The following is a 15030-nucleotide window of genomic DNA, read 5'->3' on the forward strand; positions in this document are numbered from 1 at the left end:
ACCTGCTTGACACCCCCGCACGAACGCCGTAGTTAGCCGCTCATCGAACAGCCGAGGCTGGTTCGAGCGGCGGGACTGGTTCCTGTCGTCAGGAGATGCGGGTGTAGCTCAGTCGGTTAGAGTGCCGGCCTGTCACGCCGGAGGTCGCGGGTTCGAGCCCCGTCACTCGCGCCATCCTGTCCCTCGGAAAACGCAGATGAATGTCTGTGGTGCGCGGGTGTAGCTCAGTCGGTTAGAGTGCCGGCCTGTCACGCCGGAGGTCGCGGGTTCGAGCCCCGTCACTCGCGCCATTTCTTTCTCCTGAAATGTCTCCTTAAAAAACAGATCGACGCGCGATTTGCGCGCTCGTCTATTGACGATTCCAGCGCCTGATTCCGGGCTTTTAAAACGCGATTTTTCCTGCATTTTTTAGTCAAGTTTCGATTCCCGAATATCGTCACTTCACCGCCATCCGGACGTAAAATTCGTGTGACTTTTTTGCGGTTGCGTCGTTCAATCGATTATTATTGTATTTGAGGGGCTTAGGCCGGAATTGTGGCCCAAATTTGCGTCAATTCCGGCAATATTGTTGCCAATCAATGCGGCAGGTGTCTTGAAATGGTGCCTAAACTCTTGCAGAGAGAGCGCGGCTGCGCTAACGACTTTGGCGTTGCAACATATTTGTGCGCTCTTTGAGACTTCGGGTCACAAAGGCAGGTCCGGCACCCGGCCGGGCAGGGAAGAGACCATGACTGAACTCCTCAGTTCCTACATTCCGATCGCAATCTTCATCGGTATCGCTCTCGTCATCGGCCTGGCGCTTCTCATTGCGCCTTTCGCTGTCGCCTACAAGGCGCCGGACCCGGAAAAGCTCTCCGCTTTCGAGTGCGGTTTCAACGCCTTCGACGACGCCCGCATGAAGTTCGATATTCGCTTTTATCTGGTGTCGATTCTGTTCATTATCTTCGATCTGGAAGTCGCCTTCCTGTTCCCATGGGCGGTGTCTTTCGGCGAGATGGGCTGGTTCGGTTTCTGGTCGATGATGGTGTTCCTCATCGTTCTCACCATCGGCTTTATCTATGAGTGGAAGAAGGGAGCGCTGGAATGGGCATGAGCCAGAACAACACCACGCTCGTTGCGCCGCAGCCGAAGGGGATCATCGATCCCTCGACCGGCAAGCCGGTTGGCAGCAACGACGCCTACTTCACGGAAATCAATGACGAGCTGGCCGACAAGGGCTTTCTCGTCACCTCGACCGACGAGCTGATCACCTGGGCCCGTACCGGCTCCCTGATGTGGATGCAGTTCGGTCTCGCCTGCTGCGCCGTCGAAGGCCTGATGCAGGCGTCCGGTCCGCGTTATGACATGGAGCGCTTCGGTGTCGCCCCGCGCGCCTCACCGCGCCAGTCGGACGTGATGATCGTCGCCGGCACGTTGACCAACAAGATGGCGCCCGCTCTGCGCAAGGTCTATGACCAGATGCCTGAGCCGCGTTACGTCATCTCCATGGGCTCCTGCGCCAATGGCGGCGGCTATTACCATTATTCCTACGCCGTGGTGCGCGGCTGCGACCGCGTCGTGCCGGTGGATATCTACGTTCCGGGCTGTCCCCCCACGGCGGAGGCGCTGCTTTACGGCGTGCTTCTGCTGCAGAAGAAGATTCGTCGTACCGGTACGATCGAGCGCTAAGGGCAAAGGACGGATTAAGAATGAGCGAAGCTCTCAACGATCTTGCTGCTTACGTTAAGGAAGCGCGCGGTTCCCTCGTGGTGTCGGCCGATATCGCCTATGGCGAACTGACGCTGAACACGACGCCTGAAAGCGTGATCGCGCTTTTGACCTTCCTGCGTGACGACGTGCAGTGCGGTTTCGTCAACATCATCGACATTTGCGGCGTTGACTGGCCGCAGCGCGAAAAGCGTTTCGATGTCGTCTATCACCTGCTGTCGCCGCGCCAGAACCTGCGCGTCCGCATCAAGCTGCAGGTAGCGGAAGACGAGGGCGTACCGTCTTCGACCTCCGTTTACATGGGTGCCGAATGGTTCGAGCGCGAAGCCTGGGACATGTATGGCATTCCGTTCGAAGGCCATAAGGACCTTCGCCGTATCCTCACCGATTACGGTTTCGAAGGCCATCCGCTGCGCAAGGATTTTCCGGTTACCGGCTTTGTGGAAGTGCGTTACGATGACGTGCTGAAACGGGTTCTTTATGAACCGGTCGAACTGAAACAGGAATTCCGCAACTTCGATTTCCTCTCCCCGTGGGAAGGAACCGAATATGTTCTCCCGGGCGACGAAAAGGCCAAGCAATGAGCCAAGCCCCCGCGACAGAGCATGCGCAATGTCTTTGCGGCGCCGTCGGCTTCAATGCCGTCATCGGTGCCCGCGAATTTGGCGTTTGCCATTGCTCCATGTGCCGCCGCTGGTCCGGCGGTGCGTTTCTGGCTGTCGAATGCGCTGATATCTCCGTTGAGAACGAAGAGAACCTCGGCGTCTATTCCTCGTCGGAATGGGGTGAGCGCTGCTTCTGCAACAATTGCGGCAGCACGCTGATGTGGCGCTCGAAGGACGGCAAGCATTTTGCCGTTTCGCTGCAGGCTTTCGATAACCCTTCCAGTTTCAAGTTCGCGTCGCAGATTTTCACGGATGAGAAGCCTTCGAGCTATTCCTTCGCGGAAACCACGCAGAACATGACCGGCCCCGAATTCATCGCCATGATCACCTCGGCGGAGCACTAGAATGACTGAGCATAACGTCCGCAATTTCACGATCAACTTCGGTCCGGAACATCCGTCCGCGCACGGCGTGCTGCGTCTGGTTCTGGAACTGGACGGCGAAATCGTCGAGCGCGTCGATCCGCATATCGGTCTTCTGCATCGCGGCACCGAAAAGCTGATCGAGACCAAGACCTATCTGCAGGCCGTTCCTTACTTCGACCGCCTCGACTACGTCGCGCCGATGAACCAGGAACATGCTTTCGCGCTCGCCGTCGAAAAGCTGCTCGGTCTCGAAATCCCGATGCGCGGTCAGTTGATCCGCGTTCTCTATTCGGAAATCGGCCGCATCCTGTCGCATATCATGAACGTGACGACGCAGGCCATGGACGTCGGCGCGATGACGCCACCGGTCTGGGGCTTCGAAGAGCGCGAAAAGCTGATGGTGTTCTATGAGCGCGCCTGCGGTGCCCGCATGCACTCGGCTTACGTTCGTCCGGGCGGCGTGCATCAGGACCTGCCGCCGGAACTGGTCGATGATATCGGCAAGTGGTGCGATCCGTTCCTGACCGTTCTCGACAATATCGAAGGCCTGCTGACCGACAACCGCATCTACAAGCAGCGCAACGTCGATATCGGCGTCGTCTCGCTTGAAGACGCCTTCGCCTGGGGTTTCACGGGCGTGATGGTGCGCGGCTCGGGCGCTGCCTGGGATCTGCGCCGCGCGCAGCCGTATGAGTGCTATTCCGATCTCGAATTCGACATTCCCGTTGGCAAGAACGGCGACTGCTACGATCGTTACCTGATCCGCATGCAGGAAATGCGCGAATCCGTGAAGATCATGAAGCAGTGCGTCGATCTTCTCTCCGGCAAGCACCGCATCGGCCCGGTCTCGTCGCTCGACGGCAAGGTGGTTCCGCCGAAGCGCGGCGAGATGAAGCGTTCGATGGAAGCGCTGATCCACCACTTCAAGCTTTATACCGAAGGTTACCACGTTCCGGCCGGCGAAGTTTACGCCGCCGTCGAAGCGCCGAAGGGCGAGTTCGGCGTTTACGTGGTCGCAGACGGTTCGAACAAGCCCTATCGCTGCAAGATCCGCGCGCCGGGCTACGCACACCTGCAGGCCATGGATTTCCTGTGCAAGGGCCATCAGCTTGCTGACGTTACAGCCGTGCTCGGCTCCCTCGACATCGTGTTCGGGGAGGTCGACCGCTGATGCGTCTGCCGCTGGCCATACCGGCTTTTCTCGCTGCGATGTCTGCCCCCGCTCTCGCCCAGACGGCGACGGACGAGGGCGGCATATCGCTGTCGAGCGGCGGCTCTTCGACCATCAAGCAGCTTCTGTCGTCGGGATACGAGATCAAGGCCTCGGTTCCCAATGGCAGCAAGTTCATCGTGTTCATGCAGAAAGACAAGGCGGCTTACGCCTGCGAATTCGTCACGGTGGCGAGATCGCGTTGTGAGACGTTAAACTGAAAAGGCGTGAGGAAGTATGTCCGTTCGTCGACTAGCCGAAGATCAGTTCCAGCCCGTGGCGTTTGCCTTCAATGCGGAAAATACCGCATGGGCTGAAAAGACGATCAAGAAATATCCCGAGGGACGCCAGCAATCGGCGGTCATCCCGCTGCTCATGCGCGCGCAGGAGCAGGACGGCTGGGTTACCCGCGCCGCCATCGAGAAAATCGCCGACATGTTGGATATGGCCTATATCCGCGTCATGGAAGTGGCGACCTTCTATACCCAGTTCCAGCTGAAGCCGGTCGGCACGCGCGCCCACGTTCAGGTTTGCGGCACCACGCCCTGCATGCTGCGCGGCTCGGAAGCGCTGATGGATGTCTGCCGCAAGAAGATCCACCACGATCCGCTGCACACCAATGAGAGCGGCACGCTCTCCTGGGAAGAAGTGGAATGTCAGGGCGCCTGCGTCAACGCGCCGATGGTCATCATCTTCAAGGATGCCTATGAGGACCTGACGCCCGAGCGTCTGGAAGAGATCATCGATACGTTCGAGGCAGGCAAGGGCGACACCATCAAGACCGGCCCGCAGATCGACCGTCACCAGTCGGTCCCGGTCGGCGGCTTGACGACGCTGACGGAAGAGATCAAGCCGGATCGCTCCAATCTCGACAAGCCGGCCGAAGTGGTTGCGGACGCTGCACCGGTTCCGCCGTCCAACGCCGCCAAGCCGAAGACGGACGCCCCGGAAACCGATCCGAAGCTGAAGACGCCGGCGACCGCGCCGAAGGCTGCTGAAGCGAATGTGAAGACTGCCGAAAAGGAAGCTTCGGGCTCTGCGAAGCCGTCGCTCGATTCCAAGGATCGTCCGGCAGGCATCGAAAAGCCGGCAACGCCCGACGACCTGAAGCTCATTTCCGGCGTCGGTCCGAAGATCGAAGGCACGCTGCACGAGCTCGGCATCTTTACCTATGCGCAGATCGCCGGCTGGAGACAAGCCGAATGCGACTGGGTCGACGGTTATCTGAATTTCAAGGGCCGCATCGAACGCGACGAGTGGATCAAGCAGGCCGAGGCGCTCGCCAAGGGTGGCGAAGCCGAGTATATCAAGGTCTTCGGCAAGAAGCCGCGGTAAGAGGTGAAGCATGTTAAAAGATCAGGATCGCATCTTTACCAATCTCTACGGCCTCAAGGACAAGTCCCTGAAGGGCGTGAGAGCGCGCGGCCATTGGGACGGCACCAAGCAGATCATCGAAAAGGGCCGTGACTGGATCATCAACGAGATGAAGGCTTCCGGCCTTCGCGGTCGCGGCGGCGCTGGCTTCCCGACGGGTCTCAAGTGGTCCTTCATGCCGAAAGAAAATGACGGCCGCCCGCATTATCTCGTCGTCAATGCCGACGAATCCGAGCCCGGCACCTGCAAGGACCGCGAAATCCTGCGCAACGATCCGCATACGCTGATCGAAGGCTGCGTGATCGCCGGTTTCGCCATGGGTGCGCATACCGCCTATATCTACGTTCGCGGCGAATATATGCGTGAGCGTGAAGCGCTTCAGGCGGCCATCGATGAGTGCTACGATGCCGGCCTGCTCGGCAAGAACAACAAGAACGGCTGGGATTTCGACATCTACGTCCATCACGGCGCGGGTGCCTATATCTGCGGCGAAGAGACGGCTCTGCTCGAAAGCCTCGAAGGCAAGAAGGGCCAGCCGCGCCTGAAGCCGCCGTTTCCGGCCAATATGGGTCTTTACGGCTGCCCGACGACCGTCAACAACGTCGAATCCATCGCCGTTGCGCCGACCATCCTGCGTCGCGGTGCGGCCTGGTTCTCGTCCATCGGCCGTCCGAACAATGTCGGCACCAAGCTGTTCATGGTCTCCGGCCATGTCGAGCGTCCCTGCACCTTCGAAGATGCGCTCGGCCTGTCCTTCCGCGAGCTGATCGAACACCATTGCGGTGGCATTCGCGGCGGCTGGGACAATCTGCTCGGCGTCATCCCCGGCGGCGCATCCTGCCCCATCGTTCGCGGTGAGGACATGAAGGACGCAATCATGGATTTCGACGGCATGCGCGAAGTGAAGTCTTCCTTCGGCACCGGCGGCATGATCGTCATGGACAAGTCCACCGACGTCATCAAGGCGATTGCCCGCATCGCGGCCTTCTTCAAGCATGAAAGCTGCGGCCAGTGCACGCCGTGCCGCGAAGGCACCGGCTGGATGTGGCGCGTGCTGGAGCGCATGGTCAAGGGCAATGCCCAGAAGCGCGAAATCGACATGCTGTTCGAAGTGACGAAGCAGATCGAAGGCCACACCATCTGTGCGCTCGGCGACGCCGCCGCATGGCCGGTACAGGCGCTGATCCGCAATTTCCGTCCGGAAATCGAAAAGCGCATCGACCAATATACCTACAGGGCCATGGATGATGGCGCTGTTCTGGAAGCCGCTGAATAAGCATTGAGGCTTCAGGCGGAGCCGGAATTTTCCGGCCTCGCGACACCATGAAGCGTCTGGCAGACGATACGAGTGCCGGGCGTGATTAAGGATTTGTTGCGGACCGTGTGAGACATGGGACGAACAGGCAACAGGACGTAAGTAGAACCATGGCAAAGCTCAAGGTTGACGGTAAAGAGATCGAGGTTCCGGATCATTTCACGCTGTTGCAGGCGTGCGAGGAGGCTGGCGCTGAAGTTCCGCGCTTTTGTTTTCATGAGCGCTTGTCGGTCGCGGGTAACTGCCGCATGTGTCTCATCGAGGTGAAGGGCGGACCGCCCAAGCCTGCCGCATCCTGCGCCATGGGCGTTCGCGACGTTCGCGGCGGCCCGAACGGCGAATTGCCTGAGGTTTTCACCAACACGCCGATGGTCAAGAAGGCCCGCGAAGGCGTGATGGAATTCCTGCTCATCAACCACCCGCTTGATTGCCCGATCTGCGACCAGGGCGGCGAATGCGACCTGCAAGACCAGGCCATGGCCTTCGGTATCGCCGGTTCGCGTTACGCGGAAAACAAGCGCGCGGTTGAAGACAAATATATCGGCCCGCTCGTCAAGACTGTGATGAACCGCTGCATCCACTGCACGCGCTGCGTCCGTTTCACCACGGAAGTGGCCGGCATTGCCGAACTCGGCCTCATCGGCCGCGGCGAAGATGCCGAAATCACCACCTATCTCGAGCAGGCCATGACCTCCGAGCTGCAGGGCAACGTTGTTGACCTTTGCCCGGTCGGCGCGCTCACCTCCAAGCCCTTCGCCTTCACCGCCCGTCCGTGGGAACTGAACAAGACCGAAACCATCGACGTGATGGATGCGCTCGGTTCGGCCATCCGCGTCGATACACGAGGCCGCGAAGTCATGCGCGTCATGCCGCGCGTCAACGAGGCGATCAACGAAGAGTGGATTTCCGACAAGAGCCGTTTCATCTGGGATGGCCTGAAGACGCAGCGCCTCGACCGGCCTTACGTCCGCAAGGATGGCCGTCTGCAGCCGGCAAGCTGGGGTGAAGCTTTCGGTGCGATCAAGCAGGCGGTTGCCGTGACCAACGGCCAAAAGATCGGCGCGATTGCCGGCGATCTGGCCTCCGTTGAAGAAATGTTCGCGCTGAAGTCGCTTCTGGCGTCGCTCGGCTCGGCCAATGTCGATTGCCGTCAGGATGGCGCTGCACTCGATCCGTCGCTCGGCCGTGCAAGCTACCTGTTCAACTCCACCATCGAAGGTATCGAACAGGCAGACGCCCTGCTGATCGTCGGTTCCAACCCGCGCTACGAAGCGGCCGTGCTCAACGCCCGCATCCGCAAGCGCTGGCGTCGCGGCGGTTTCCCGATCGGCGTGATCGGTGAAGCCGGCGAACTGCGCTACAATTACGAATATCTCGGTTCCGGCGCTGAGACGCTGTCCGACTTGGCCAATGGTTCGCACAGCTTCATCGACAAGCTGAAATCCGCCAAGAACCCGCTGATCATCATCGGTCAGGGTGCGCTGGCGCGTGCCGATGGTGCAGCCGTACTGGCTGCCGCCGCCAAGCTTGCTACCTCGGTAGGTGCTGTCACCGAAGAGTGGAACGGCTTCTCGGTTCTACACACCGCAGCTGCCCGCGTTGGCGGTCTCGATATCGGCTTCGTGCCGGGCGAGGGCGGTGTTGCCGCCGCTGAAATGGTCGCCTCCATGGACGTTCTCTTCCTGCTCGGCGCCGATGAACTCGACCTGTCGAACAAGGGCGCCAAGTTCACCGTCTATATCGGTAGCCATGGCGATCAGGGCGCGATGAACGCCGACGTCATCCTTCCGGGCGCGGCCTATACCGAAAAATCCGGTATCTGGGTCAACACCGAAGGCCGCGTGCAGGTGGGCAACCGCGCCGGTTTCGCACCGGGCGAAGCCCGCGAAGACTGGGCGATCCTGCGTGCGCTGTCCGATGTTCTCGGCAAGAAGCTGCCGTTCGATTCGCTGTCGGCGCTCCGCGGCCAGCTCTTCGTCGCGCATCCGCATCTGGCGGAAACCGACGAGATCATCGCCGGCAACGGCAAAGATATCGAAGCGCTGGCCGGCAAGACCGGCTCGCTCAACAAGTCGGCGTTTGCCTCGCCGGTTAAAGACTTTTATTTGACGAACCCGATTGCGCGCGCATCCGCCGTCATGGCCGAGTGCTCCGCATTGGCCCGCAACAATTTCCAGGCTGCGGCAGAGTAAGGGTAGGGGATTTATGGAACAGTTTTTCTGGAGCTACGTCTGGCCCGCGCTGATCATGGTCGGCCAGTCCCTGCTGCTTCTCGTTTGCCTTCTGGTGGCCATCGCCTTCCTGCTGCTCGCTGACCGCAAGGTCTGGGCGGCCGTGCAGCTGCGCCGTGGTCCGAACGTCGTTGGTCCCTTCGGTCTCTTCCAGTCCTTCGCCGACCTGTTGAAGTTCATCTTGAAGGAACCGGTCATTCCGGCCGGCGCCAACAAGGCCGTCTTCCTTCTGGCGCCGCTGGTTGCGGTGACGCTGGCGCTCGCCACCTACGCCGTCATTCCCTTCAACGAAGGCTGGGTCGTCGCCAATATCAATGTCGGCATTCTCTATATCTTCGCGATTTCCTCGCTTGAAGTGTACGGCATCATCATGGGCGGCTGGGCCTCGAACTCGAAGTACCCGTTCCTCGGCGCGCTGCGTTCTGCCGCGCAGATGGTGTCCTACGAAGTGTCGATCGGCCTCGTCATCGTGACCGTTCTGCTTTGCGTCGGTTCGCTGAACCTGACGGACATCGTTCTGGCCCAGAAGACCGGCCTCGGCACCATGCTCGGCCTGCCGGCCTCGTTCCTCGACTGGCACTGGCTGTCGCTGTTCCCGATGTTCATCGTGTTCTTCATTTCGGGCCTTGCCGAAACCAACCGCCCGCCCTTCGACCTTCCGGAAGCGGAATCGGAACTGGTTGCCGGTCACATGGTCGAATATGGATCCACGCCTTACATGATGTTCATGCTCGGCGAATATGCTGCGATTGTCCTGATCTGCTGCCTGACGACGATCCTGTTCATGGGCGGCTGGCTGCCGATCGTGGATGTGTGGTTCCTGAACTGGGTTCCGGGCATTGTCTGGTTCGCGCTGAAGGGCTGCATGGTCTTCTTCATGATCGCTCTGACCAAGGCTTTCGTTCCGCGTTACCGTTATGACCAGCTCATGCGTCTCGGCTGGAAAGTGTTCCTGCCGCTGTCGCTCGCCATGGTCGTTATTGTTGCATTTGTATTGAAGCTGACGGGGTGGGCCGGTTGAAGTCCGTACTCCTCGCTCAGAAATCTGGAGACTGAGATGGCAAGCCTCTCCCAAGCCGTCAATTCACTGTTCCTCAAGGAGTTCGTGGGCGCAATCCTGCTCACGATGCGCCACTTCTTCAAACAGAAGGCAACGGTGAACTATCCTTTCGAAAAGGGCCCGGTCTCTCCGCGTTTCCGCGGTGAGCATGCGCTGCGCCGTTATCCGAACGGTGAAGAGCGCTGCATCGCCTGCAAGCTGTGTGAAGCGATCTGTCCCGCTCAGGCGATCACCATCGAAGCCGGCCCGCGCCGCAATGACGGCACCCGCCGCACGGTGCGTTACGATATCGACATGGTGAAGTGCATCTATTGCGGTTTCTGCCAGGAAGCCTGCCCGGTGGATGCCATCGTCGAAGGCCCGAACTTCGAATTCGCGACGGAAACCCGCGAGGAGCTTTATTTCGACAAGCAGAAGCTTCTCGACAATGGCGACCGCTGGGAGCGTGAAATCGCACGCAACCTCGCACTGGATGCGCCTTACCGTTAAGGCGCAACCGCCTTTCCGGGGGAGACCCCGGAGAGCGATGAAAAGTAAAATGCCTGCGCGGTTTTCGCCGGCGGGGACGAAACGGGTGAGGGGCCTTCGAGCCATCTTTGCCCGATGAGGACAAGAAGGCACCAACATGGGTCTGCACGCTGTATTCTTTTATATATTCGCTTTCGTCGCCGTGGCGTCTGCGTTCATGGTCATCGCATCGAAGAACCCTGTTCATTCGGTGCTGTTTCTGATTTTGACCTTCTTCAACGCAGCCGCGCTGTTCCTGCTGACGGGCGCCGAGTTCCTCGGCATGATCCTGCTGGTGGTCTATGTCGGCGCCGTGGCGGTGCTCTTCCTCTTCGTCGTCATGATGCTGGATGTGGATTTCGCCGAGCTTCGCTCGGGCGTGCTGCAGTATGCCCCGGTCGGCGCGCTGATCGGTGTCATTCTTGCGGCGGAACTGATCGTCGTGGTCGGTGGCAGCATGCTGAACCCGATTGCGGCCAAGTCCATCACCATGCCGATCCCGCCTGTCACCGAACGCACCAATACGGCCGCACTCGGCGACGTGCTCTATACCAATTACGTCTACTTCTTCCAGCTCGCCGGCCTCGTGCTGCTGGTGGCCATGATCGGCGCCATCGTGCTGACGCTGCGTCATCGCACCGACATCAAGCGGCAGGATATCTCCACCCAGGTCGGCCGCGACCCGAAGACCGCCGTTACCACGGTCAAGGTCAAGCCGGGCCAGGGCATCTGAGGCGCGAACGGATCCAAGGAAACAGAACATGGAAATCGGTCTTTCCCACTACCTGACGGTCAGCGCGATCCTCTTCACGATCGGCGTCTTCGGCATCTTCCTCAACCGGAAGAACGTCATCGTCATCCTCATGTCGATCGAACTCATCCTCCTGGCGGTCAACATCAACATGGTGGCCTTCTCGGCCTTCCTGAACGATATCGTCGGTCAGGTCTTCGCTTTGTTCATTCTGACCGTCGCAGCCGCCGAAGCGGCCATCGGTCTTGCAATACTCGTTGTCTTCTACCGCAACCGCGGATCGATCGCCGTCGAAGACGTCAATATGATGAAGGGCTGATAAGGCTATGATCTACAAGGCTATCGTCTTTCTTCCACTGATCGGCTTCCTGATCGCCGGCCTGTTCGGCCGCTCCATCGGCGCCAAGGCTTCGGAATATGTCACCACCGGTCTGATGATCGTGGTCGCCATCCTGTCGTGGATCGTGTTCTTCACCGTCGCGCTTGCCCATGGCGAGCCGGGCGAGGTGATCAAGGTTACGGTCTTGCGCTGGATCCAGTCCGGCGGCATCGATGTCGAATGGGCCTTCCGCATCGATACGCTGACGGCTGTCATGTTCGTCGTGGTCAACACGGTCTCGACGCTGGTGCACCTCTATTCGATCGGATATATGCACCACGATCCGCATCGTCCGCGTTTCTTCGCCTATCTGTCGCTCTTCACCTTCGCCATGCTGATGCTGGTGACCTCCGACAACCTGCTGCAGATGTTCTTCGGCTGGGAAGGCGTGGGTCTGGCGTCCTATCTGCTGATCGGTTTCTGGTTCAAGAAGCCGTCCGCATCGGCTGCCGCCATGAAGGCCTTCATCGTCAACCGCGTCGGTGACTTCGGCTTCATTCTCGGCATTGGCGGCGTGTTCGTGCTGTTCGGCTCGATCAATTTCGAAACGATCTTCGCTGCTGCCGCGACCTATCTGCCGGCTGAAGGCGCTGCCTCCTCGGAAACCGTCATCAACCTGTTCGGCATGCAGCTGGACAAGGCCAATGCGATGACGGGCGTGTGCCTGCTGCTCTTCATGGGCGCCATGGGTAAATCGGCGCAGTTCCTGCTGCACACCTGGCTGCCGGACGCGATGGAAGGCCCGACCCCGGTGTCTGCCCTCATTCACGCCGCAACCATGGTCACCGCCGGCGTCTTCCTCGTCGCCCGCATGTCGCCGCTGTTCGAACTGTCGCATGATGCGCTGACCGTCGTGACGCTGATCGGCGCGATCACCGCCTTCTTCGCGGCAACCGTCGGCCTCGTGCAGAACGACATCAAGCGCGTCATCGCCTATTCGACCTGCTCGCAGCTAGGTTACATGTTCGTGGCGCTCGGCGTCGGCGCTTATGGTGCTGCCGTGTTCCACCTCTTCACGCACGCCTTCTTCAAGGCTCTTCTGTTCTTGTGCGCCGGCTCGGTCATCCATGCAGTCGATGGTGAGCAGGACATGCGTTACATGGGCGGCCTGCGCAAGCATATCCCCATCACCTTCTGGACCATGACCGTCGGCACGCTGGCGCTGACCGGCGTCGGTATTCCGGGCACGATGATCGGTTTTGCCGGCTTCTTCTCGAAGGACGTCATCATCGAATCCGCTTATGCTTCGCATTCGGTTCTCTCCGGCGTCGCCTTCACGCTGCTGGTCATCGCGGCCCTGTTCACCAGCTTCTACTCCTGGCGTCTGGCCTTCATGACCTTCTTCGGCAAGCCGCGCGCTTCGGCCGACGTGATGCACCATGTGCATGAATCGCCGATGGTCATGCTGATCCCGCTCTTCATCCTCACCGTCGGTGCGATCTTCGCCGGTGTGGCCTTCGAAGGTTATTTCTTCGGTCATGAATATGCCGAATTCTGGAAGGGCGCTTTGTTCACACTTCCGGAAAACGAGATCCTCGAAGAGTTCCACCACGTTCCGCTGTGGGTGAAGTGGAGCCCGTTCTTCGCCATGGCGCTCGGTTTCGTGACCGCCTGGTACATGTATATCAAGTCGCCGGAGACGCCGAAGCGTCTGGCCGAGACCCATCGCGGCCTCTACCAGTTCCTCTTGAACAAGTGGTACTTCGACGAACTCTACGACTTCCTCTTCGTTCGTTCCGCCAAGGCGCTCGGTCGCTTCCTGTGGAAGAAGGGCGACGTCGCCGTCATCGACCACTATGGACCGAACGGCATTGCAGCGCGTGTGGTTGACGTGACCAACCGCATGGTCCGCCTGCAATCCGGTTACCTCTATCATTATGCCTTTGCGATGCTGATCGGCATCGCGGCGCTTGTCACCTGGATGATGCTCGGGAGTGCCCTCTGATGACCGATTGGCCCATTCTTTCAACGGTCACCTTTCTGCCGCTCGTCGGCGTGGTGCTCCTGCTTCTGACGAATGAGAACGGCCCCTACGGTCGCCGCAACATTCTCAATGTCTCGCTGCTGACGACCGTTTTCACCTTCCTGGTGTCGCTCTTCGTCTGGATCGGTTTCGATAATTCGAACCCCGGTTTCCAGATGGTGGAAAAACACGCCTGGTTCGGCAACATCGCCGCCTATCATCTGGGCGTCGACGGCATCTCCATGCTGTTCGTCATCCTCACCACTTTCCTCATGCCCTTCTGCGTGCTGGCAAGCTGGGATTCGATCGAGAAGCGCGTCAAGGAATACATGATCGCCTTCCTGCTCTTGGAAGTCGTCATGGTCGGCGTCTTCGTGGCGCTGGATACGGTTCTTTTCTACGTCTTCTTCGAAGCGACGCTGATCCCGATGTTCATCATCATCGGTGTCTGGGGCGGCAAGGATCGCGTCTACGCATCTTACAAGTTCTTCCTCTACACGCTGCTCGGCTCGGTTCTGACCATGCTCGCCATCATGGCCATGTACTGGCAGGCCGGCACGACCGACATGACGGAACTTCTGAAATACGGCTTCCCGGCTGGTATGCAGACCTGGCTGTGGCTTGCCTGTTTCGCGGCCTTCTCGGTCAAGATGCCGATGTGGCCGGTGCACACCTGGCTGCCGGATGCCCACGTGCAGGCGCCGACCGCAGGTTCCGTCATCCTTGCCGGCGTCATGCTGAAGCTCGGCGGTTACGGTTTCATCCGCTTCTCGCTGTCGATGTTCCCGCTGGCCTCTGACTATTTCGCCCCCTTCGTCTTCACGCTGTCGGTTCTTGCCATCATCTACACCTCGCTGGTCGCGATGATGCAGGACGATATCAAGAAGCTGATCGCCTATTCCTCCGTCGCCCACATGGGTTACGTGACCATGGGCATCTTCGCCGCCAACGTTCAGGGCGTGCAGGGCGCGATCTTCCAGATGCTGTCGCACGGCATCGTCTCGGGCGCGCTCTTCCTCTGCGTCGGCGTTGTCTATGACCGTCTCCACACCCGCGAGATCGCGGCCTATGGCGGCCTCGTGAACAACATGCCGAAATATGCCGTCGCCTTCATGATCTTCACCATGGCCAATGTCGGTCTGCCCGGCACCTCCGGCTTTGTCGGTGAATTTCTGACGCTGATCGGCGTATTCCGGGCCAACACGCTGGTCGCGCTGTTTGCGGCAACCGGCGTCATCCTCTCGGCCGCTTATGCGCTGTGGCTTTACCGCCGCGTGATCTTCGGTGCGCTGGAGAAGGAAAGCCTGAAGTCGATGCTCGATCTGTCGACCCGCGAAAAGGTCATCCTTTATCCGCTGGTTGTGCTGACGATCTTCTTCGGCGTCTATCCGGCGCCGGTGTTCGATGCGACAGCCGCATCGGTCGATCTTCTGGTAAACAACTATACGGCTGCATTGCAGGCGGCGCAAAATGTTGCGCTCTCTATGAATTGACGACAGGACC

Annotated in this window: 15 protein-coding genes and 2 tRNA genes; all 17 read left to right on the plus strand. The window is 59.6% G+C overall.

Features of this window, described 5'->3' with window-relative positions:
* Positions 1 to 97 precede the first annotated feature (97 nt).
* Positions 98 to 174, plus strand: a tRNA-Asp gene (locus tag ACQZ60_RS06200).
* Positions 175 to 213: 39 nt separating this feature from the next.
* Positions 214 to 290: transfer RNA gene (locus ACQZ60_RS06205), tRNA-Asp, on the plus strand.
* Positions 291 to 727: 437 nt separating this feature from the next.
* The gene (locus tag ACQZ60_RS06210) at positions 728 to 1093 is read left to right on the plus strand and encodes an NADH-quinone oxidoreductase subunit A (protein ID WP_035259670.1); all 366 of its coding nucleotides are present in this window, start codon (positions 728 to 730) and stop codon (positions 1091 to 1093) included.
* Positions 1084 to 1668: a NuoB/complex I 20 kDa subunit family protein gene (locus ACQZ60_RS06215; RefSeq protein ID WP_003521524.1), complete on the plus strand. Its 585-nt coding sequence runs from the start codon at positions 1084 to 1086 to the stop codon at positions 1666 to 1668. The genes ACQZ60_RS06210 and ACQZ60_RS06215 overlap by 10 nt, the downstream gene beginning before the upstream one ends.
* Before the next feature lie 20 nt (positions 1669 to 1688).
* Positions 1689 to 2291: an NADH-quinone oxidoreductase subunit C gene (locus tag ACQZ60_RS06220; protein ID WP_035217676.1), complete on the plus strand. Its 603-nt coding sequence runs from the start codon at positions 1689 to 1691 to the stop codon at positions 2289 to 2291.
* Positions 2288 to 2716: a GFA family protein gene (locus ACQZ60_RS06225; protein WP_448734920.1), complete on the plus strand. Its 429-nt coding sequence runs from the start codon at positions 2288 to 2290 to the stop codon at positions 2714 to 2716. The genes ACQZ60_RS06220 and ACQZ60_RS06225 overlap by 4 nt, the downstream gene beginning before the upstream one ends.
* 1 nt (position 2717) lies before the next feature.
* Positions 2718 to 3908, plus strand: a complete 1191-nt coding sequence (locus ACQZ60_RS06230) for an NADH-quinone oxidoreductase subunit D (protein WP_003496461.1) — start codon at positions 2718 to 2720, stop codon at positions 3906 to 3908.
* Positions 3908 to 4168: a hypothetical protein gene (locus tag ACQZ60_RS06235; RefSeq protein WP_003521522.1), complete on the plus strand. Its 261-nt coding sequence runs from the start codon at positions 3908 to 3910 to the stop codon at positions 4166 to 4168. The genes ACQZ60_RS06230 and ACQZ60_RS06235 overlap by 1 nt, the downstream gene beginning before the upstream one ends.
* Positions 4169 to 4184: 16 nt before the next feature.
* Positions 4185 to 5282, plus strand: a complete 1098-nt coding sequence (locus tag ACQZ60_RS06240) for an NADH-quinone oxidoreductase subunit E (RefSeq protein WP_448734921.1) — start codon at positions 4185 to 4187, stop codon at positions 5280 to 5282.
* 10 nt (positions 5283 to 5292) lie between these two features.
* Positions 5293 to 6597: an NADH-quinone oxidoreductase subunit NuoF gene (gene nuoF / locus ACQZ60_RS06245; protein WP_020012329.1), complete on the plus strand. Its 1305-nt coding sequence runs from the start codon at positions 5293 to 5295 to the stop codon at positions 6595 to 6597.
* Positions 6598 to 6746: 149 nt separating this feature from the next.
* The gene (gene nuoG, locus ACQZ60_RS06250; RefSeq protein WP_448734922.1) at positions 6747 to 8828 is read left to right on the plus strand and encodes an NADH-quinone oxidoreductase subunit NuoG; all 2082 of its coding nucleotides are present in this window, start codon (positions 6747 to 6749) and stop codon (positions 8826 to 8828) included.
* Between the two features lie 13 nt (positions 8829 to 8841).
* Positions 8842 to 9888, plus strand: a complete 1047-nt coding sequence (gene nuoH / locus ACQZ60_RS06255) for an NADH-quinone oxidoreductase subunit NuoH (RefSeq protein WP_003496451.1) — start codon at positions 8842 to 8844, stop codon at positions 9886 to 9888.
* Positions 9889 to 9924: 36 nt separating this feature from the next.
* Positions 9925 to 10416 carry an NADH-quinone oxidoreductase subunit NuoI gene (gene nuoI / locus ACQZ60_RS06260; RefSeq protein WP_003496449.1) on the plus strand — a complete coding sequence of 164 codons (492 nt, stop codon included), beginning with the start codon at positions 9925 to 9927 and terminating at the stop codon, positions 10414 to 10416.
* 136 nt (positions 10417 to 10552) lie between these two features.
* Complete coding sequence (locus ACQZ60_RS06265; protein ID WP_003521517.1) at positions 10553 to 11167, plus strand: NADH-quinone oxidoreductase subunit J; 615 nt, start codon at positions 10553 to 10555, stop codon at positions 11165 to 11167.
* Positions 11168 to 11195: 28 nt separating this feature from the next.
* On the plus strand, positions 11196 to 11504 hold the full coding sequence (nuoK, locus tag ACQZ60_RS06270; protein ID WP_003521516.1) for an NADH-quinone oxidoreductase subunit NuoK: 309 nt from the start codon (positions 11196 to 11198) through the stop codon (positions 11502 to 11504).
* 7 nt (positions 11505 to 11511) lie between these two features.
* The gene (nuoL, locus tag ACQZ60_RS06275) at positions 11512 to 13509 is read left to right on the plus strand and encodes an NADH-quinone oxidoreductase subunit L (RefSeq protein ID WP_035261474.1); all 1998 of its coding nucleotides are present in this window, start codon (positions 11512 to 11514) and stop codon (positions 13507 to 13509) included.
* Complete coding sequence (locus tag ACQZ60_RS06280) at positions 13509 to 15020, plus strand: NADH-quinone oxidoreductase subunit M (protein ID WP_059762564.1); 1512 nt, start codon at positions 13509 to 13511, stop codon at positions 15018 to 15020. The genes nuoL and ACQZ60_RS06280 overlap by 1 nt, the downstream gene beginning before the upstream one ends.
* Positions 15021 to 15030 lie beyond the last annotated feature (10 nt).

The organism is Agrobacterium sp. 22-223-1, from assembly GCF_053522385.1.

Coding starts and splice junctions, on each gene's coding strand:
- ACQZ60_RS06210 (WP_035259670.1), top strand. CDS start 728: ATGACTGAACTCCTCAGTTCCTACATTCCGATCGCAATCTTCATCGGT.
- ACQZ60_RS06215 (WP_003521524.1), top strand. CDS start 1,084: ATGGGCATGAGCCAGAACAACACCACGCTCGTTGCGCCGCAGCCGAAG.
- ACQZ60_RS06220 (WP_035217676.1), top strand. CDS start 1,689: ATGAGCGAAGCTCTCAACGATCTTGCTGCTTACGTTAAGGAAGCGCGC.
- ACQZ60_RS06225 (WP_448734920.1), top strand. CDS start 2,288: ATGAGCCAAGCCCCCGCGACAGAGCATGCGCAATGTCTTTGCGGCGCC.
- ACQZ60_RS06230 (WP_003496461.1), top strand. CDS start 2,718: ATGACTGAGCATAACGTCCGCAATTTCACGATCAACTTCGGTCCGGAA.
- ACQZ60_RS06235 (WP_003521522.1), top strand. CDS start 3,908: ATGCGTCTGCCGCTGGCCATACCGGCTTTTCTCGCTGCGATGTCTGCC.
- ACQZ60_RS06240 (WP_448734921.1), top strand. CDS start 4,185: ATGTCCGTTCGTCGACTAGCCGAAGATCAGTTCCAGCCCGTGGCGTTT.
- nuoF (WP_020012329.1), top strand. CDS start 5,293: ATGTTAAAAGATCAGGATCGCATCTTTACCAATCTCTACGGCCTCAAG.
- nuoG (WP_448734922.1), top strand. CDS start 6,747: ATGGCAAAGCTCAAGGTTGACGGTAAAGAGATCGAGGTTCCGGATCAT.
- nuoH (WP_003496451.1), top strand. CDS start 8,842: ATGGAACAGTTTTTCTGGAGCTACGTCTGGCCCGCGCTGATCATGGTC.
- nuoI (WP_003496449.1), top strand. CDS start 9,925: ATGGCAAGCCTCTCCCAAGCCGTCAATTCACTGTTCCTCAAGGAGTTC.
- ACQZ60_RS06265 (WP_003521517.1), top strand. CDS start 10,553: ATGGGTCTGCACGCTGTATTCTTTTATATATTCGCTTTCGTCGCCGTG.
- nuoK (WP_003521516.1), top strand. CDS start 11,196: ATGGAAATCGGTCTTTCCCACTACCTGACGGTCAGCGCGATCCTCTTC.
- nuoL (WP_035261474.1), top strand. CDS start 11,512: ATGATCTACAAGGCTATCGTCTTTCTTCCACTGATCGGCTTCCTGATC.
- ACQZ60_RS06280 (WP_059762564.1), top strand. CDS start 13,509: ATGACCGATTGGCCCATTCTTTCAACGGTCACCTTTCTGCCGCTCGTC.